Annotated in this window: 15 protein-coding genes; 12 read left to right on the top strand and 3 right to left on the bottom strand. The window is 58.4% G+C overall.

Annotated elements, in window-relative coordinates; translation table 11 throughout:
• The first annotated feature begins 387 nt into the window (after positions 1-387).
• From ACR0DJ_RS11635 to ACR0DJ_RS11600, 8 genes are all read left to right on the top strand, one after another.
• Complete coding sequence (locus tag ACR0DJ_RS11635) at positions 388-2,364, top strand: DEAD/DEAH box helicase (protein ID WP_480685037.1); 1,977 nt, start codon at positions 388-390, stop codon at positions 2,362-2,364.
• A gap of 185 nt (positions 2,365-2,549) precedes the next feature.
• Entirely contained in the window at positions 2,550-4,607 is a 2,058-nt protein-coding gene (locus tag ACR0DJ_RS11630; RefSeq protein ID WP_480685036.1) for an adenylate/guanylate cyclase domain-containing protein, read from the top strand.
• Positions 4,608-4,905: 298 nt separating this feature from the next.
• Positions 4,906-6,489 carry an ABC transporter substrate-binding protein gene (locus tag ACR0DJ_RS11625; RefSeq protein WP_425079222.1) on the top strand — a complete coding sequence of 528 codons (1,584 nt, stop codon included), beginning with the start codon at positions 4,906-4,908 and terminating at the stop codon, positions 6,487-6,489.
• A gap of 68 nt (positions 6,490-6,557) precedes the next feature.
• On the top strand, positions 6,558-7,652 hold the full coding sequence (locus ACR0DJ_RS11620; protein WP_480685034.1) for a M24 family metallopeptidase: 1,095 nt from the start codon (positions 6,558-6,560) through the stop codon (positions 7,650-7,652).
• A complete protein-coding gene (locus tag ACR0DJ_RS11615) occupies positions 7,652-8,659 on the top strand; it encodes an ABC transporter permease subunit (protein ID WP_170345192.1) in 1,008 nt (335 codons plus the stop codon). The genes ACR0DJ_RS11620 and ACR0DJ_RS11615 overlap by 1 nt, the downstream gene beginning before the upstream one ends.
• Positions 8,659-9,561, top strand: coding sequence for an ABC transporter permease subunit (locus tag ACR0DJ_RS11610; protein WP_480685033.1), 903 nt, complete (start codon positions 8,659-8,661; stop codon positions 9,559-9,561). Before ACR0DJ_RS11615 ends, ACR0DJ_RS11610 begins: the two co-directional genes overlap by 1 nt.
• A gap of 4 nt (positions 9,562-9,565) precedes the next feature.
• Positions 9,566-10,543: an ABC transporter ATP-binding protein gene (locus tag ACR0DJ_RS11605; RefSeq protein ID WP_257601119.1), complete on the top strand. Its 978-nt coding sequence runs from the start codon at positions 9,566-9,568 to the stop codon at positions 10,541-10,543.
• Positions 10,540-11,493: an ABC transporter ATP-binding protein gene (locus ACR0DJ_RS11600; RefSeq protein WP_480685032.1), complete on the top strand. Its 954-nt coding sequence runs from the start codon at positions 10,540-10,542 to the stop codon at positions 11,491-11,493. The genes ACR0DJ_RS11605 and ACR0DJ_RS11600 overlap by 4 nt, the downstream gene beginning before the upstream one ends.
• A gap of 308 nt (positions 11,494-11,801) precedes the next feature.
• On the opposite strand, the gene ACR0DJ_RS11595 is transcribed toward ACR0DJ_RS11600, so the two are convergent.
• Positions 11,802-13,586 carry an ABC transporter ATP-binding protein gene (locus tag ACR0DJ_RS11595; RefSeq protein ID WP_257601117.1) on the bottom strand — a complete coding sequence of 595 codons (1,785 nt, stop codon included), beginning with the start codon at positions 13,584-13,586 and terminating at the stop codon, positions 11,802-11,804.
• A 445-nt stretch (positions 13,587-14,031) separates the two neighbouring features.
• Positions 14,032-14,970 (bottom strand): c-type cytochrome, encoded by a 939-nt coding sequence (locus ACR0DJ_RS11590; protein WP_480685030.1) that lies wholly within the window; start codon positions 14,968-14,970, stop codon positions 14,032-14,034.
• An 18-nt stretch (positions 14,971-14,988) separates the two neighbouring features.
• Here ACR0DJ_RS11590 and ACR0DJ_RS11585 point away from each other — a divergent pair, with 18 nt between their 5' ends.
• From ACR0DJ_RS11585 to ACR0DJ_RS11575, 3 genes are read left to right on the top strand one after another with little or no spacing between them, the layout of a single operon-like run.
• Positions 14,989-15,591 carry an RNA polymerase sigma factor gene (locus ACR0DJ_RS11585; protein WP_480686261.1) on the top strand — a complete coding sequence of 201 codons (603 nt, stop codon included), beginning with the start codon at positions 14,989-14,991 and terminating at the stop codon, positions 15,589-15,591.
• Positions 15,588-16,325 (top strand): hypothetical protein, encoded by a 738-nt coding sequence (locus tag ACR0DJ_RS11580; protein WP_425079229.1) that lies wholly within the window; start codon positions 15,588-15,590, stop codon positions 16,323-16,325. The genes ACR0DJ_RS11585 and ACR0DJ_RS11580 overlap by 4 nt, the downstream gene beginning before the upstream one ends.
• Before the next feature lie 38 nt (positions 16,326-16,363).
• Positions 16,364-17,452 (top strand): helix-turn-helix domain-containing protein, encoded by a 1,089-nt coding sequence (locus ACR0DJ_RS11575; RefSeq protein ID WP_480685028.1) that lies wholly within the window; start codon positions 16,364-16,366, stop codon positions 17,450-17,452.
• Here ACR0DJ_RS11575 and ACR0DJ_RS11570 read toward each other — a convergent pair.
• The gene (locus tag ACR0DJ_RS11570) at positions 17,425-18,315 is read right to left on the bottom strand and encodes a LysR substrate-binding domain-containing protein (protein ID WP_425079231.1); all 891 of its coding nucleotides are present in this window, start codon (positions 18,313-18,315) and stop codon (positions 17,425-17,427) included. The genes ACR0DJ_RS11575 and ACR0DJ_RS11570 overlap by 28 nt on opposite strands.
• 107 nt (positions 18,316-18,422) lie before the next feature.
• On the opposite strand from ACR0DJ_RS11570, the gene ACR0DJ_RS11565 reads away from it, so the two are divergent.
• Positions 18,423-19,424, top strand: coding sequence for a sterol desaturase family protein (locus ACR0DJ_RS11565; RefSeq protein WP_425079232.1), 1,002 nt, complete (start codon positions 18,423-18,425; stop codon positions 19,422-19,424).
• Positions 19,425-19,439: the final 15 nt, after the last annotated feature.

The following is a 19,439-nucleotide window of genomic DNA, read 5'->3' as shown; positions in this document are numbered from 1 at the left end:
ATTGGGTCAACAAGATCAGGAACGAACCCGCTCGGGCTCTGGTTTGACCCATGTCGCATCAACGACGGCCACGTCATCGAAATGATCGGCGCGATTGTGCGTGTCCGGGGCGGGTCTCCGACGTTCAAAGGCAGGTATCTGCCGGCAAAATGGTGAATTTTGTTCCCGCGCCGACCCAGGTTTGATGCGGCCCGGCCCTGGAGGTTGCCGTCAGGGTCTGACCTGTCAGGGTGTTCCGTTGCGGGAAGCTTTTCGGCGAAAATGCCCGTTTTCCCGTCTATACAACGGGGATGGCAACCGGTATGGGGCTGTCTTTACCCTTGGATGATCCGCTGATCGCAATTCCGCACAGCGCCTATCACCTGGCCGATACAAAGAACCACCACCGTGAAACAAACCATTGCAGATGCTCTAGCGCGCAAGGGCTATGATACTTTGACCCAAGTTCAGCGAGCCGTCACCCAACCCGAGCTGGAAGGGCGCGACATGCTGGTATCGGCCCAGACCGGGTCAGGGAAGACCATTGGGTTTGGTCTTGCGATTGCGCACAGGGTGCTGGGCGACGAAGAAACGCTTGGCAAGCCCGAAGCGCCGTTGGCGCTGGTTGTCGCGCCGACCCGGGAACTGGCACTTCAGGTGAAGCGGGAACTTGGCTGGTTGTATTCCGGGGCAGGTGCGTTTCTGGCCTCGTGCGTCGGGGGTATGGACATTCGGGATGAGCGTCGCGCGCTGGCCAGAGGCGCCCATATCGTTGTGGCCACTCCTGGGCGGCTTCGCGACCATATCAATCGGGGTTCAATCGATCTGACAGCTATCCGCGCGGTTGTCCTGGACGAAGCGGATGAAATGCTGGATCTGGGGTTCCGCGAGGATCTTGAGTTCATTCTTGATGAAACTCCCGCAGATCGTCAGACCTTGTTGTTTTCCGCCACCGTGCCACGCGCAATTGCCAATTTGGCCAAGCGGTATCAGCGCGACGCGGTGCGTGTGAGCACGGTCGGCGAACAGACACAGCACGCGGATATCGAGTATCGCGCCATGACGGTGGCCCCGCGCGATGGTGAAAACGCGATTATCAATGTGCTGCGATATTACGAGGCCCCCAATGCCATCGTTTTCTGCAACACCCGCGCGATGGTTTCACGCCTGACCGCGCGCCTGTCAAACCGGGGCTTTTCAGTCGTGGCCCTGTCCGGTGAGCTGACCCAGAGCGAACGATCCAACGCGTTGCAGGCCATGCGCGATGGACGGGCCCGCGTCTGCGTGGCAACCGATGTTGCGGCCCGCGGAATCGATCTGCCCAACCTTGATCTGGTTGTCCATGCCGAGCTGCCCAACAGCCATGAAACGCTGCTGCACCGGTCTGGCCGCACAGGTCGCGCCGGGCGCAAGGGCGTCAGTGCCCTGATCGTCGCGCCATCATCGCGAAAAAAGGCAGAGCGCATTCTGAAATTTGCCAAGCTGACAGCGGATTGGGGATCGGCCCCGTCCGCCGAAGAGGTGAGCGAGCGTGATCAGGCGCGGATGCTGGCGTCAGAAGACTGGCAGGTCGAGATCACGGAAAGCGAACGCCCATCGGTTGAGAAACTGATTGAGAGTTTTACGCCCGAACAAATCGCAGCCGCGTATCTCAGGCAATACAAACTGCGCCATTCCGCCCCGGAAGAGCTGTCGGTGGTCGATCAGACCGCCCCAAAACCCCGCGCATCTTTTGGGCCCAGCGTCTGGTTTTCTGTGTCCGAAGGGCGCAATCAGAATGCATCCCCACGTCATATGCTGCCGATGATCTGCAAGGCGGGCAATCTCACGAAAGACGACATCGGTGCCATCCGGATTGCAGAGGACGTAACTTATTTCGAAATCAGTAAAGCCAGTGTCGACCGCTTTCTGACCTCCATTGGCCCAGAGATGAAAATAGAAGAAACCAAGGACCTTGTACGGTTGGACAAGGCACCAGACCTGTCGTCAACCGGTCGGCCCGGTCTTGATCGCAAGTTCAAAGGCAGGCCTTCGGGCCAGAAAAGGGATGCCGCTCCGGCTGAGCGGAAAGCCCCTCGCCGCCAGCCCAAGCCCGAGGCCCAGTCGGCAAAGACCGTGCGCACAACAGAATCCCTCGGAACGTCGGACGACGAGACAAAAAGCAAGTTCAAGGCTTCGGGCGCAAAACCGAAAAAGCGCAAGGCCGGGAGCGTAGAGCAAAAGAGTGGTCGCTCCAAGCCAGACGGTGATGCGCCGAAAGGCCCACCGCCGCCGAAGGGCAAGCCTAGCAGCAAGAAAAACCGTGCACGCGCTGCGGCCACAAAGTCCGCCAAAGGTGGCAACGCAGTCCCCAAACGTCGCAAACCCGGACCAAAGGTCAGTTGATTTCCGCCACGGGCAAGGTCTGTCCGCTGGGCATTGGCAAGTGACCAGGTGCTGGGGATTTCTGTCGCGGCATACACATGTGCTTAACAGTTGCGTGATTTTTCGGGGTTGAAGCAAACTAAGCTTTGCTCTTCTTGCGATCTCAACCGAATACTGTGGTACAGGACATTCTTTTCGGGGTTTTCATGCGGTTCAGTGTCGGCATTGCTGTATCCATGCTGGTCGCCGTATCCATCGGCGTGTCGACCTTTGTTGTTCATTCGCTGTGGTGGACGACCGCGCGTGACAACAGCCGCATGCTTGCCGCTGAGATCAACAGCCAGATTGCAAACGCGGTCCGCATCGAAGTCGGGGCAACTCTCAGATCCGCCGAAGCCGCATGGTCGGCGGTGCGCACGATCTTTGTACAGAATGTCATCGCAACACGGCAGGCCGATAAGCGAGAGTTCGTTTTTCTGTCCCAGTTGCAGGCGCAGCCGAATATTTCCTGGATTTTCTTCGGTTGGCCGGACGGCAATTTTTTCGCGTCGCACCGTTTGGGCGACAGCGGGCTTGAGATGATGGAGATCGACAAGGACATCCGCGACCGAAACCTGCGGACCGATCGATACATTTTTATTCCCGGCGATATTCAGTTCGAAGAAAGGAAATTTGTTCCGACCTCCTATGATCCTCGCGATCATGCCTGGTTCAACAATTTTATGTCTCTGAACTCGATGGGATGGATCGAAGCACGCGATCTTCCGGGCAGTGACAAGACCGTATACGCATTTGCGGGGCCGATCGATGTCAACCGGGCACGGCAGGGTGTTCTTGCGGTCGCAATCGAAACCGACCGTTTGTCACGCTTTCTGGCGACGCTCGAGCCCGGTGAATTCGGAGCCGCCTTCATTCTGGATGCCGATGGCAAAGTAATTGCTGTTCCCGACGCAAAAGCGGATGAAGTTACACCGGCGCGCATGGGCGAAGGTGAGCTGTACGAGGTTGCCAAGATCTCGGGGGAAAAACTGTTGGGCGACCCGGATGGCAAAACTGCTGGCAACTCGACGAAACGCGTGGTGATCGATGGCGTTCCTTATGCGGTGGCCCTGACGCCTTTGGGTTTTTACGGGTGGCGCGTCGCTACGGTCATTCCGGAATCGGCCTTCTTGTCGGGTATCAATGCAACTTTGATAGACCTGATCTATATCCTGATCGGGGTCGTGATCGTCTCGACCGCTCTGGCGATCTGGTTGATCCGTAGAATTGTGGCCAACCCATTGGCGCGCATCGCAGAAGACCTGAGCAAAATCGAACGCTTTGATGTCGAACACATTTCACGCAGGCCTTCCAACCTGTCCGAGCTGGCCAATCTGTCAGCAGCCACTGCCAGCATGGCCGCAGGGTTGTCCGCGTTCCGAAAATACGTGCCGACCGATCTTGTGAAGATGCTGGTCGCCGAGGGTATCAAGACACAGCCGGGCGGCGACATAAAACAGGTCTCCGTGTTGTTTTGCGATGTGACCGGATTCACCGGGTTGTCGGAAAAACTGGGCCCCAAGATCATCCAGTTGATGGAGCCTTTTTTCTCTGCGGCCGCAGCAGCCGTCGCGCGCCATGACGGGACGATCGACAAATTCATGGGTGACGCGGTCATGGCAATCTGGGGGGCTCCGCGCAAGGATGCGCTCCATGCCGAGAATGCCTGCCGCGCGGCACTGGATCTTGTCGCGACCGTGGAAGATGCGGGCATCGAGGACGAGGCCGGAAATTCCCTGCGTGTCAGGATCGGGTTGAACAGTGGGGAAGCTCTGGTTGGCAACATTGGGTCAGAGCAGCGGTTGAACTATACGGCAATCGGCGACGTCGTGAATGTGGCCAGCCGATTGGAAGGGGCCAACAAGGAGTATGGCACGCGTATTCTGATCGGCCCCGAGACCCGGCGCGAAGCCGCCGACGCAATTGTCGTCCGAGAGCTGGACACGCTTGCGGTCTTTGGCCGGACCGAGGAACTGGTGGTCTATGAGCTGATTGCGATGGTCGACAGTTTTGAGGGATCATTTGATTGGATCGAGACATACGAACAAGGTCTTGCGCATTATCGTTCCGGCCGGTTCGAGCAGGCGATAGCTGCGTTTGAAGCCGCGGACAAAATGCGGGGTGGGGATCCTGTGTCCGTAGTCATGAAGTTGCGCGCAACGAAGCTTTTGACCAACCCTCCCGCACGGGATTGGCGTGCGGTCACGCATACGGACAAGACGTGAGGGTACAGGCCATGAGAGCATGCAATCCGCACCCATGAACAGAAAGGTCTGAGTGCGCGGTAGAGCGTTTCGGGGCGTCGTATCGTTTTCGCGGCGAAGATGAGAATGAGACCCTGAAATCAGGGTGCAAAGGCAGAAACGGTCGTCAGAGACATCCGCAGAAAGACACTGTTGACTTTAGATTTTGTATTTTGGATACATTGGGCAGAGGGATCGCGACGACCTGTGCTGTCACTGAATGCTCTGACGACAAAGAGCCATGCGATTGTCTTTTAAAGTCCTTTTCTGGGAGAAAATCATGAAACTCAAACTTCTGGCCGCAACCACTGCGATCGCCCTGACGGGTGCCGTGGCGCAGGCAAATACACTTGTATATTGTTCCGAAGGGTCGCCTGAAGGCTTCGATCCTGCGCTGTACACCGCAGGGACGACCTTTGATGCCTCTTCACATCCGATCTACAATCGGTTGCTTGAATTTGAAACGGGCACGACCAATGTGGTCCCCGGCCTGGCCGAAAGTGTCGAGGCCAGCGATGATGGTCTGGAATACACTTTCAAGTTGCGCCAGGGTGTCAAGTTCCACTCGAACGACGCGTTCACGCCGACCCGCGACTTCAACGCGGATGACGTGATTTTTTCGTTCATGCGTCAGAAAGACGAAAACCACCCTTATCATCAAGTGTCAGGCGGAACCTGGGAATATTTCCAGGGTATGGGGATGCCTGATCTGGTCGAGTCCATCGAAAAGATCGACGACTACACGGTGAAATTTACCCTGTCCAAGCCCGAAGCGCCGTTTGTCGCCAATATGGCGATGGACTTTGCCTCGATCGTATCGGCGGAATATGCCGAGGCAATGATGGAGGCCGGAACGCCGGAAAAACTGAATACGGCACCCATCGGCACCGGGCCTTTCTCGTTCGTGGCCTATCAAAAAGACGCGGTGATCCGTTACGCGGCCAATGATGCGTATTGGAAAGACCCGGCGCAGGTCGAAAACCTGATCTTTGCCATCACACCGGATGCGTCTGTGCGCTACCAAAAGCTGAAAGCCGGCGAATGTCACGTGATGCCCTATCCGAACCCTGCCGACATTCAGGCCATGAAGGATGATCCGGACATCAACATGCTGGAACAAGAGGGCCTGAACGTTGGTTATCTGGCCTACAACACCACCATGGCGCCATTCGACAATCCGAAGGTGCGCAAAGCGCTGAACATGGCGATCGACAAGCAGGCGATCATCGACGTGGTCTTCCAGGGCTCGGGTCAGGTGGCCAAGAACCCGATCCCGCCTACCATGTGGGGTTACAATGACGCCATCGTGGACGATCCCTATGATCCGGAAGCGGCCAAGGCGATGCTCGAGGCCGAAGGTGTTTCGGACCTGTCGATGAAAATCTGGGCCATGCCCGTCCAGCGCCCCTACAACCCCAATGCCCGCCGTATGGCCGAGTTGATCCAGGCGGATTTCGCCAAGATCGGTGTGGGCGTCGAAATCGTCTCGTACGAATGGGGTGAATACCTGTCTCGCTCGAAAGAGTTGAACCGGGACGGTGCCGTTCTGCTGGGCTGGACCGGGGATAACGGTGATCCGGACAACTTCCTGGCGGTTTTGCTGGGCTGTGACGGGGTCGAAGCATCGAACCGCGCACAATGGTGTCATCAGCCCTTCGAAGACCTGATCCTGAAGGCCAAGCAAAGCACGGATCAGGCCGAGCGGACCAAACTGTATGAAGAAGCGCAGGTCGTGTTCAAAGAGCAGGCTCCGTGGGCGACCATCGCGCATTCGGTCGTTTACATGCCGATGAGCAACAAGGTGCAAGGCTACAAAGTGCACCCGCTGGGCGGTCACATCTTCTATGGTGTGAGCGTCGAATAAACCACCACTCACAAACCGGAGCCGCCAGATTGGTGGCTCCGGCTTTCTTATTGAGGAGGTCGGGCAGAATGCCGGATTTGTCCGAATACCGCCAATTGGCAATGGATATGTCAGTGGACGCAGTGGCCCTGGTGCCCGGTCCGAATTTCACCCGCGCATTGGGCAAATCCTTCATGAGCCACGAGCGCCCTTTTGTCGTGGTGATTCCGGCCCAAGGGGACCCGGCGGCGATCGTGCCCAACCTGGAGCTCGCCTCATGGGATCTGGTCGGATTTGAGGGTGCCGTGTTCGACTGGCGCGATCAGACCGGCTATGACGGCGCCTTTTCCGCGCTGGCAGAACATATTCCGATCAGATCGCTGGCTGTCGAAGGTCAGGTGATGCGGTTTTTCGTGTCAGACGCGTTTACCCGCGCAATTCCGGATCTGCGGATTGTGGACGGTGAACGCGAAATCTCGGGCCTTCGTGCCATCAAAACTGACGACGATATCGCCGCGTTGCAAGCGGCCATCGATATCTCGGAACGCGCGTTGGAGCGTGTGATTGCTGATGTACGTGCAGGTCAGACCGAAAAACAGGTCGAGCAGGCGCTGATACAGGCCCTCTTCGCAGAAGGAGCGGAGTCGCTGGCCTTTTCCCCCATCGTGGCTGCGGGGGACAATTCAGCGCGACCGCACGGAAAGGCGCGTGCCGACTACCGGATCAGGGCAGGCGACGCGATGTTGTTCGACTTCGGCGCTCGAAAACATGGTTTTGCGGCCGACATCACGCGAACTTTTTTCGTTCAGGACGTCCCGGACGAAGGCAGGGATGTCTACGACACGGTTTTGCGCGCCAACAAAGCCGGGTTCGAAGCCTGCCGCCCCGGCGTGACGGCACACGACATCGACGACGCGGTGACAAGCGTGCTTGAGGCCTCGCCTTTTGTTGATCGTATCCGGACCAAGACAGGTCACGGTCTGGGCCGGGATGTGCATGAGGCGCCGTATATCATGCGTGGTAACAGTCAGATAATCCTGCCGGGCATGGTCTGGACCAACGAACCCGGTCTGTATGAATTGGACAAGTTCGGCGTTCGCATCGAAGATGACGTTCTTGTCACCGGGGATGGCTGTCGGTCGCTGACCCGCTTTCCCAAAGAACTTACGATCATAGGTCGCTGATGCTTGGCTATTTCCTCACCCGTCTTGGCCTGTTTGTTCCGACATTTCTGGGCGTGACGCTGATTTCGTTCATGTTCATCCGGGTGCTGCCCGGCGATCCGATCATCGTGATGGCCGGTGAACGCGGCATGACGGAAGAACGTTATCAGGAAATGGTCGAAAAGCTGGGTTTCGACAAACCGGTGTTGCAGCAGTATTGGGATTACCTCACCGGAGTGCTTCAAGGTGATCTGGGCGAAAGCTTTGTCACCAGGAAACCTGTATGGGACGAGTTCTTTTCGCTGTTCCCCGCAACGCTGGAGTTGTCCTTGTGCGCCATGATCTTTGCCATTGCGCTGGGTCTGCCCGCAGGTGTGATCGCGGCGGTGAACCGAGGGAAGTTCTTTGACCGGGCGCTGATGTCCTCGGCGCTGGTCGGATACTCGATGCCCATCTTCTGGTGGGCGCTGCTGTTGATCATCATATTCTCGGGCAATCTGGGCTGGACGCCGGTCTCGGGACGGATCGACCTGTTGTATTACTTTCCCAGCGTCACCGGCTTCATGCTGATCGACAGCCTGTTGTCGGGTCAGGAAGGAGCATTCGGATCAGCCGTGCGCCATCTGATCCTGCCGACGATTGTGCTGGGAACGATTCCGCTGGCGGTCATCGCACGCCAGACCCGGTCGGCGATGCTGGAAGTTCTGGGCGAAGACTACATCCGCACCGCGCGTGCCAAGGGTTTGTCGCCAACGCGGATCAACGGGGTGCACGCGCTGCGTAACGCGCTGATTCCGGTTGTCACGGTGATCGGCCTGTCGGTGGGCACGTTGCTGGCAGGAGCCATCCTGACCGAAACCATCTTCAGCTGGCCGGGCATAGGCAAGTGGATGGTCGACAGCATTTTCCGCCGAGATTACCCGGTTGTTCAGGGCGGATTGCTGATGATCGCGGTGATCGTGATGCTGGTGAACCTGCTGGTCGATGTCCTTTACGGCATCATCAACCCCAAAATTCGGAGGCGGTAATGGCCGAACTATCCGCAACCCCGCCCAAAACGGAAGACCGCCCCAGCGCCCTGCGCGAGTTCTGGTACTACTTCAGCGAAAACCGCGGTGCTGTCATCGGGCTGTGGGTTTTTGCCGCCTTTGTATTCTGCGCCACTTTTGCGCCCCTTCTGGCCCCTTACGACCCGACGGAACAGTTCCGCGACCATATCCTGCAACCGCCTGCATGGCAGGAGGGCGGAAGCTGGGCTTTCCCGTTGGGTACCGATCCGCTGGGTCGGGACATGCTGTCGCGCCTGATCATGGGCTCGCGCTATTCCTTCTTTGTCGGAATCGTCGTCGTCTGTGTGGCCGTGTCGGGCGGCGTGATGATTGGCCTGCTGTCGGGCTTTGCCCCCAAATGGATCGATACGCTGATCATGCGGGTGATGGATATCGTTCTGGCCTTTCCGTCGCTGCTGTTGGCACTGGTGCTGGTGGCCATCCTTGGCCCGTCGCTGACCAACGCGATGATTGCCATCGCCATCGTTTTCCAGCCCCACTACGTGCGCCTGACCCGCGCGTCGGTTCTGGCGGAACGCCAGAAAGACTATGTCACTTCGGCGCGCGTGGCCGGTGCTGGCCGGTCACGCCTGATGTTCATCACCGTGCTGCCCAATTGCCTGGCACCCATCATCGTACAAGCGGCGCTGTCCTTCTCGACAGCGATTCTGGACGCAGCCGCCTTGGGCTTTCTGGGCATGGGCGCGCAGCCGCCCACGCCGGAATGGGGCACCATGCTGGCCGAAGCGCGCGAATTCATACTGCGCGCCTGGTGGGTGGTTACCTTCCCCGGTCTGGCAATCCTTGTCACCGTACTTGCCATCAACCTGATGGGCGACGGCCTGCGCGATGCGCTGGACCCGAAACTGAAACGGAGCTGATCGCATGAGCCTTTTGCAGATCCGCAACCTGACTGTTGAATTCGCCACAGCCTCGGGCAGGTTCCGCGCCGTGGATGGCGTAGATCTGTCGGTGGACAAGGGGGAGTTGCTGGCCATCGTGGGTGAAAGCGGCTCGGGCAAATCGGTGTCGATGTTGGCGCTGATGGGGTTGTTGCCCTGGACCGCGACGATCACCGCTGACGAGATGCGCTTTGAGGGGCTCGATCTTGCCGGCCTTTCGGCCCGTGAACGCCGCAGGATCATCGGCAAGGACATGGCGATGATCTTTCAGGAGCCGATGTCGTCGCTGAACCCCTGTTTCACGGTGGGATTCCAGATCAAAGAGGCCCTGCGCATCCATCTGGGATTGAACCGCAAGGACCGCCACCAGCGCGCGATTGAGCTGTTCGACCAGGTTGGCATCCCGGCCCCGGAAAGCCGCCTGAGCACCTTTCCACACCAGATGTCAGGGGGCATGAACCAGCGCGTCATGATCGCGATGGCCATCGCCTGCAAGCCCAAGCTGCTGATTGCAGACGAACCTACCACTGCGCTGGACGTCACCATTCAGGCGCAGATACTCGACCTGCTGGTTCGATTGCGGGACGAACACGATATGGGCCTCGTGCTGATCACCCATGACATGGGGGTGGTGGCCGAAACCGCCGAACGGGTTCAGGTGCAATACGCCGGACAAAAAGTCGAAGAGCAGCCCGTGCGTGATTTGTTCCGCACGCCGCGTCATCCCTATACATCGGCCCTGCTGAGCGCCTTGCCCGAGCGCGCGACCTCCAAGATCCTGCCGACGATTCCCGGCGTTGTGCCGGGCCAATTCGATCGCCCCGCAGGGTGCCTGTTCAGCCCGCGATGCCGGTTTGCTGATGCAACTTGCGCTGAAATACCACCGACCCCCCATGCCGAAGCCTTCGGCAAGGCACGTTGCCACCACGTAGAAAAAATCGCGGCCGGAGAATTGGCATGACCGACCCCATCGTTCAGGCGAAAGATCTGACCAGGTTTTACACGGTGAAGGGCGGGTTGCTGTCCAAGTCAGCGACGGTAAAAGCCCTTTCGGGGGTGGATTTCGAGCTGAAACCGGGAAAGACTCTGGCCATCGTCGGAGAGTCCGGCTGTGGCAAGTCAACACTGGCGCGATTGGTCACGATGATTGAAGAGCCGACGTCGGGAAGGCTGACGATTGACGGTGTCGACATTACCCCGTCGCAATGGAGCAAGATGCGGGAAACGGTGCAAATCGTGTTCCAGGATCCGTATGGATCGCTGAATCCACGTCAGCGCATCGGCCAGATCTTGCAGGAGCCGCTGATCATCAATCGTCCGGACATGTCCGCCGCAGACCGCGAAACACAAGCGCGCGACATGATCGAGATGGTCGGCTTGCGCCCCGAGCATTTTGACCGCTATCCACATATGTTCTCTGGCGGGCAGCGTCAGCGGATCGCCATTGCACGCGCGCTTATGTTGAATCCTAGGGTCCTTGTTCTGGATGAGCCGGTTTCGGCACTGGACGTCTCGATCCAGTCGCAGATCCTGAACCTGCTTGTGGATTTGCAGGAACGGCTTGACCTCGCCTATCTGTTCATTTCGCACGATCTTTCGGTGGTTCGGCATTTTGCCGACGACGTGATCGTCATGTATCTGGGGCGCGCTGTTGAAAAGGCGCCCAAAGAACAGCTGTTCGCCGCGCCGCGTCACCCCTATTCCAAGGCGTTGCTGTCCACGACGCCCCGGGCCGACCCCACGGCCCGAAAAGAACGGATCAAGCTTGAGGGCGAACTGCCGTCGCCAATGAATATTCCAAAAGGTTGCGCCTTTGCGCAACGATGCTGGCTGGCAACCGAAAAGTGCAGGGCAACAATGCCTGAACTGGCCGGAGAAACGCATCAGGTCGCGTGTCTGTACCCTTTGTAAAGCAGGGGGATTCCGTGTTGGTATGAGGCGGTGGCAAGCAGGGCGGTCTCGACAAAAGCGACGGTAACTTCTTGTGGGCGACCAAGCCACATGTTTGAGTGGCTACCGACCAAGATCGCCATCTGCGAAGCCGCGCGCAAGACAGGACCGTTCATTTCCCCAGATGCGGCCCAAGCGGCCCGTATCCCTTGGGCGGCTTGGGCCTGACGGTTTCGTTGCGCGGGCGCGCGAAACCAAGACAAACCACCCCTCTTTCGATCAGGTTTCCCCCCATGGAAGGGAGGTGCGTGCCAGACCGAATGCAGGGGTTACTCGGCCACTTCCGCCGAGGGTTCGTGTTTTTTGAATTGCTGATCGAACAGGTTGCGGAAGCTTCCGTTCTTTTTCATCAACTCGTCCAGATTTCCCTGTTCCACGATCGAGCCATCCTGAACCACGATAATCTTGTCCGCTTCCAGAACAGTTGACAGCCGGTGCGCAATGACAACGACGGTCACATCCTTCGTCAGGGTGTCCAGCGCCTTTTTGACCAGCGATTCCGATTCAGCGTCCAGCGCGCTTGTGGCCTCATCCAAAAGCAGGATCTCGGACTTTCTCAGAATAGCGCGCGCAATCGCAATTCGCTGTTTCTGACCACCTGACAGGAAGGTTCCGTTTTCACCGACTTGCGTTTCGTACCCTTCCGGCAGTTCCATGATGAACTCGTGCGCATGTGCGGCTTTGGCGGCAGCAATGACCTCTTCCTCGGTTGCGTCAGGGGCCGAGCAGCGCAGGTTGTCCATGATCGACGTCGAAAACAGGAACGTATCCTGACCGACATAAGAGATTTTTTTTCGCAGGGACGCAAAGCTGACCTCGCGCAGATCCTGGCCATCGATCTCGACGCTGCCCCCATCTGGATCGTAGAACCGCATGATCAGCCCGAACAACGTAGACTTGCCACCGCCGGACTGACCGACGAGCGCCGTGGTCTTGCCGGCCTCGAACGTGACATTCATGTTTTCGATCACAGGTACGGCACCCTGATAGCCGAAAGTCAAATCGCGCAGCGTGATCTGGCCGGGGCCTTCGATCAGGTCATGGGCTTCGGGGCTTTCCACCATCGTGTCGTCCTGATCCAGCAGGCCAAACAACATGCCGACACCAACCATGCAGGTTTCGATCTGAACACGCATTTTCGACAGCCGCTTGGCCGGTTCATAGGCCATCAGCAACGCCGTGATAAAGGACATCAATTGGCCTGCGCTGGGTTGTTCGGTGCCTGCGATGCCCATCGTGCTGACCACAAGCACACCTGCCACGGCGAGCCCGGCCAGAAACTCCATGAGAGGGCTGGCAATGGACTGCAACTTGGCGATGTCATTCGACCGCTGTTCAACTTTTCGGATGGCCGTGTCCATACGGTTGATCATCCGGTCTTCGAGCGAGAACACCTTGATGACCTTGATCCCTGCCGAGGTCTCTTGCAGCACCCGAATGATTTCCGCCAGCGACTTGAACTCGGCCTGCATGATCGTGCGCACGCTCTTCAATAGATAGCGAACACCCAACAGGGCAATCGGACCTACGACAAAGAACAAGACGGACAAAACGGGTTGTTGATACACCATGACCGCAACCAGCCCGACCAGAGTCAGGGAGTCGCGCACAAACCCGGTGACCAGCACATCGATCAGGGTTCTGGCCGCCTGCGCGCCATGGGTGGTGCGCATCAGAAGGTCCGATGATTCATTGTTCGAAAAGAACGCGACCCCATGTCTGAGCAGTTTTCGGTAAACCTTGTCCTGCTGTTCCGCCACGATCCGATTGCCTGCGCGGGCAAGGTAGATTGCCTGAATATAGGATGCGACCGCCTTGACCAGAAACAGAAGGACAACCCCCAGCGCAATGACATGTGCCCAACCCTGCAACTCGGGGCTGGTCATGGCATCGACGATGTATTCCATCATATATGCGGAGCCGGCCGTAGTGACCGCCACGGCAATCATTGCCAGAACCGCAATACCATACAGCTTGCCTTGCGCGTAAAAGCTTTCACCTACAAGGCGGCCCATATAGCCTGATCGCCACTTGTTCCAGGCGCGCTTTATCATTGCGTTCTCCAAATCGTGAAACTGTGCGCACGCTCAGTTAACCTATATTTTGTCGGGCCTAAAGGACAGATGCCAAGCTGCGGCAGAGCGGCCCATCCCGACCGTCTGAGCTGTACGCCCGCTAAATAATGGCTCGTTTACGATCGGACAAGAGTTGGAAAGCGCGCGGACAACCGCGATCTGCCCCTTTGTACAGGTGCAGGCAGGGTTGGTGGCGTGGCAGGATCAATAAAAAAACGCCGCAAAATTCGGGCTGCCTGGCCACAGACGAGTCGTATGTCCGGCATGAACCCGCCGACAGAGGGCAGTATTTCCTGACTGTGAACAGGTGTTGATCCGAAACCAGACAGGGGACGGGCACAAGCGTCGTATCCGATCCTGTCCGGCGGCCCGTTTGCGTGAAATCGAAATTCAGCGCAGCGGCCAAGTCTCTTGGGTGGTGCCGTTACCCCTCTTCCTGCAAATACGCGAGAAGGTTAACAATATCCTCGTTCTTTTTCAGGCCGCGAAACTGCATTCGATTGCCCTGAAGAAACCCTTTGGGATTCGTCAGGAACGCGCTCAGGGTCTCATGCGTCCAGACGATGCCGGAACCTTTCAGCGCCGTCGAGTAATTGAATCCCTCTGCCTGACCGGCCCTTGTGCCGAGAATGCCGTGCAGGGACGGGCCAACACCATGGCTGCCTTCTTTCAATTTGTGGCAGGCGCTGCATTTGCGAAACACCTTTTTACCGGCCGTCGCGTCACCCTGAACAGGTGCGGCAGCAACAACCTCTGTGGCTTCCGATGCCGCCGATGCCTGCTCTTCATCCGTGTGAAAGATCAGCCGGGCCGTAATCGGTACCGTTCGGGTGATGCCGGGCAGGCTTGCCAATTCCATAAGCTTGTCCACGCCGGCGTCGACACCGGCGTCTTCCGTGCTGAGAAAAACCATGTCGTTTGTTGAAACAAGCACTGACGTCTCGGACAAGCGCGCAACGAACATTTCCGCGTCAAACTCAACGTCCGCGCCGGCCAGCGAAAGCACGGATGCAGCATCCAGAGTGGTGGTTTCACCAACGGCCAGCCCTGAAACCTTTGCCATGTCGAATTTGGCCGTCAGGCGCGCAGTGGGTGCTTGGCGGAAAACAAACTCGATCATCCTTTCGTTGCGAATATCTATGTTGGTCTCGACCGAGGACAGATCGATTTCGATTTCGGCCATGCCCTCCTGGGTCACGTGTCCGCTCAGATTGGTGAAACTGTTGACCTCGCCCACCGCGTTTTTCTTGATCGTTCCATAGGCCAGATGCGAGCGATCGGAATCCAGTGTCCACCCTGCGGCCCAAATGGGTGTTGCAACAATTGCCGACGCAAACGTGACTGCCTTCAACAGAAGTTTCATTTCTTTCCTCCGCGGTGTATGTCAGTTTTGGCCCTGCGGGCCGGGTCCGTTACTGACAAACACACACAGGTCGCGTTTTATTCGATGAGTGCCGAGATGACTTCCGAACAGGCCGTTCGTGACGCCGTACAGATGCACTCAAGACGCGTCTGGCGGTTTGCTCTGGCGTTGTCGGGGGCATCGGATGTGGCGGACGATCTGGTGCAGGCCACATGCCTGCGTGCGCTCGAGCGGCATCATCAAGTGACGTCGCATGATCGTCTGGACAGTTGGCTGATGACGATCTGCCGGTCAATCTGGTTGAACGAGGTGCGGTCTCGTTCCGTCCGGCGGGCACAGGCGCTGTCGGTGACCCCGGAAGCGGAACTGGTCGCAATCGGGCCGGATTCAGAAACGAATATTTTTGCGGCTGAAGTGTTTACTCAAGTGATGCGGCTGCCAGAAGCGCAGCGGGAAACGGTCTTGCTTGTGTTCGTCGAAGGGTACAGCTACCGCGAAGCCGCTGCATTGCTGGACGTTCCCATCGGCACAATCATGAGCCGGCTATCGAATGCCCGGCAGAAACTGAAAACCGTGATGCAGTTTGATGCGGCGGACGCCGCGCGACGGAGTGGCAAATGACGTTTTCCGACGAGACGCTGTTGGCGTATCTGGAAGGCACGCTGGATGAGGTTCAGAGCCGCGCCATCGAGGCCGCGGTTGAGGATGATGCCGAGCTTGAAAGCCGCCTGATGGCGCTGGATCCGTTCGCGCCTGTCGTTCAGGACGTTTTTGAGAAACTGCCCACCGAGGCGCCGAAGGTCGATTTGCCGGAACCCGTGGCGCATCACGCCAATGGCGGATTTCTGCGCCTTCTGGCCGTGGCCGCGGGCGTTGGGGTCGCAGCCGTCGCGCTGACGTTCTGGGCAACGCGCCCGGCAGAACTGGGCTGGGCGCAGCAAGCAGCGATCTATCAGTCGCTTTATGTGCCCGAGACGATAGTCTCGCTGGACAGTTCCGAGGCATCGCTGGACAAACAATTCGCGATGGCCGAGGCAGCACTTGGCAGGTCTCTGAACCGTGAAACGCTGGACTCCTTGCCAGGGCTGGAGTTGAAGCGAGCACAGGTTCTGTCGTTCAAAGGAAAGCCCTTGGTTCAGGTCGTTTTCGCCGATGAGCAGGGTCAACCCTTTGCCTTCTGTGTTATCCGCCAGGGGCCGAACGCCCCGAAGGCAGAGGTCAAGCGGGCCGTTCTGAGTGGTTTGGCAACAGCGACCTGGGCGCAGGATGGTTACGGTTACATGCTGCTGGGCAGCTCTCCGCAGACCGATTTGAGCAGCAAACTGGATGTTCTGACCCGAACCTTTGCGGGCTGACGGAATACCCCTTGTGAACCAACGGGAATGTCCGAAGAATGCGGGGTATGACGTCGAAGAAACCCTTGCCCCTTCCTGAAGACGAGGCCGAAGATCTTGGCCCCGCCAGCATCTATGACGGCGATCCGTCCGAAGAGGACGACCTGTGGTTCTTGCCGCCGGATGAAGTCGAGGAAGACGAGGGTTTTTTCATGCCCGGGCCGCGACGCGAGCAGCGCCTGCTGTTCGATCCGCGCGATTGGCGGGCTGCGCAATCCGACCTTTCTGCGGAACTTGCGGATCTGGCCCTGACTTTTGGTGCGCTGGACGAACGGTTGCGAGCGGGCCCCGAGGGCTGGACGCACCGCTTGGCATTGATGGAGACGTCCGATCTGGGGTGGTGGACCGGAGACCGGATCAGCGTGGATCGATTGGCTTTGTGGACCGGCTTGCGCATCGGCGCGACTCATGATGACGTGCAGGCCCTGTTTCGGGCCGGATGGGCCGTGCGACGCCTGAGTTCGGGCGCGCCGCCTGCCGCCGGCGGTTGGGAACGGGGTCTGACCGCGTTTCTTGACCGGTTGGCTCAGGGGGCCGACGCGACCCCGGAATCCATCATTGATCTGGCCGAGGTCATGCAAAATGCCGAAGGGTTGCATCCTGTCACGCAGTCGGCAATTGCGTTTCATGCGTGGCGGGCGGTGTCACAAGGCATCGGGCAGGACACGGAAGCCGCCGTCATCGCCGCGCGTCATGCGGCCTCCATGGGGCGTGGCGGTGCGCTGTTCATGCCCTTGGCCTTGTCCGGGCCGCGCGCGCTGCGCGGCTCGGGAGATCCTTCGGAGAAACTGAGCGCATGGATCGGCGGCGCAGGGCAGGCTGCCCTTGCGGCGTTGCTGCATCTGGATCGGATCAGCGCGTGGGAGGCGAAAGCCAAAGACGTCACGCAGGATCTGAGCGGCCGCACCCCGCCGCGGCTGATCAATGCATTGACGGCCTGGCCCATGGTATCCGCGCCTTTGGCCGAAGACCTGACCAAGGCTTCCCGCGCGGCGGTACAGCGCAATTTCGACCTGTTCGCGCAGCGGGGCCTGGTTCGCGAGGTCACCGGGCAGGGGCGTTACCGCGTCTGGACGGCGGCGCTGTAATCCATCAGCCAATCGCGAAACGTACGCGCGGCCGGGCGCAGCGCCGTTCGGGAAGGGTAGACCAGATGATAGGCTTCCTGCCCCGGACATGAGATGTCTGGCAGGCAGGGAACCAAACCCGACAGCTTCATAATCCGATCTGACGCGGGCGCGCGCGCCAAGGCAATGCCGCATCCGCTGGCGCAGAGCTCGGCCGCCATCACCGAATTGTCGGCAAAAAAGTACCGTGCCCGGCCCGCTGGCAGCCGCTGGTGTTCGAACCAATGCGGCCAGCTTGCCCGATGGGTCGAAACTTCGATCAAGGTGAAGTCGAACAAGTCTTTTGCCGTCTCGACCCGTGCAGCAATCGCGGGTGGGGCGATGGGATAGAGATGTTCGCGCATCAACTCGTCACTTTCCGAGCCAAACAGCGCGGGGTTTCCGAAAACGATCTGAAGGTCAGTGAACCGATTGGCAAAATCCGACACGACATTGCCGGTCGCAAGCGAAAGGTTGATCTGAGGATGCGCTTCCTGAAATCCGGGAACACCCCCGGCCAGAATGCCATGTGCAAACAGCAGCACCGACTGCACGTAAAGCCTTTGCTCGCGGGTTTCACCAAACAGACCCGCGGTTGCCGTTTCCAGCATGAGCAAGGATTGCTGTACCGACGGCAGATAGGCGCGCCCGGTCTCGGTCAAAGTGACCGCATGCGCGTGGCGGTGGAACAAGGGTGTGCCCAGCCGTGTTTCCAACGCTTTGACCTGCTGGCTGACGGCGGCAGGCGTCATGTTCAACTGGGTCGCGGCACGGGCAAAGCTTTCGGTTCGGGCCGCAGCCTCGAATACGCGCAGCCAGTTGAGGGAAGGAACACGGGTGTTCATTCCAGCAGGCTAAGCAGAACTTAGCCTCACCGGCAAGACAATTGGGTCTGAGCTTTTGATCCCCGGCCTTAGGCTTGTGGTCAGTGAACAGATGAAATGAGACCACTATGTCAGACCCCGCCCTGCCGCCACGAACCAAGCGCAAGATCTGGAACTACACGCCCCAGCTGCCGATTCAGACCGCGCCCTACTGGGATTGGCCGATGAAACCTCTGGCCGCGTTGAAATACCTGTTGCAAAGCTGGAACCCACTTGCATTGCGGGCGCTGCTGCTGGTCTTTGCGGTCATCACCTGGACCTGTCTGACGCCTTCATTGAGCAGGATCGAGACCTTCGGCTGGGATTGGGTCGCGGAAATCTGGTTCCGCAATTTCTGTATCCTGATGGTGGTTGCAGGCGGCTTGCACCTGGCCCTTTGGAGGTTCCGTACGCAGCAGGACGAATACCGGTATGACATGCGCCCGATGATGAAGGGCGCCAAGGTGTTCACTTTCAAAAATCAGGTCTGGGACAACATGTTCTGGACCTTGGGCCCGGCGTTGACGTTTTGGACGTTCTGGGAATGTCTGATCTTGTATTCCTATGCCAATGGCTGGATCACGATGATCACATTTGACGGCAACCCGATCTGGTTCATCGCCATGACCGTCTTTGTGCCGATCTGGGCCGGGTTCCATTTCTACTGGCTGCACAGGCTGCTGCATGTGGGTGTGCTTTATACAAAAGTCCACGCTTGGCATCACCGCAACATCAACACTGGCCCTTGGTCGGGGCTTGCGATGCATCCGGTCGAGAGCTTTTTCCTGATGTTCGATACGATGATCTTTTTTCTGCTGCCGTCGCATCCGATCCACGCCGTTTTCCTGCTGTTCCATCACGGCATCGGCGCTCCGACCTCTCATGCCGGGTTCGAGCACGTGAAGGTCGGCAACAAGGCCAAGTTTCAGGTCGGGGATTTCTTTCATCAGCTGCATCATCGGTTTTTCGACTGCAACTACGGCACTTGGGAAACCCCTTGGGATGAATGGTTCAACACGTTCCACGACGGCACCGATGAAGGCAATGACATGGTCAAGGAACGCCGCCGCAAGATCTGGGCCACCGAATAGCCCGTGAAGGCAGAT

The sequence above is a fragment of the Ruegeria sp. BF10 genome (assembly GCF_056538725.1).
Note: the sequence above shows the minus strand (reverse complement) of the source record. Positions and strands in the feature narration are given on the sequence as shown.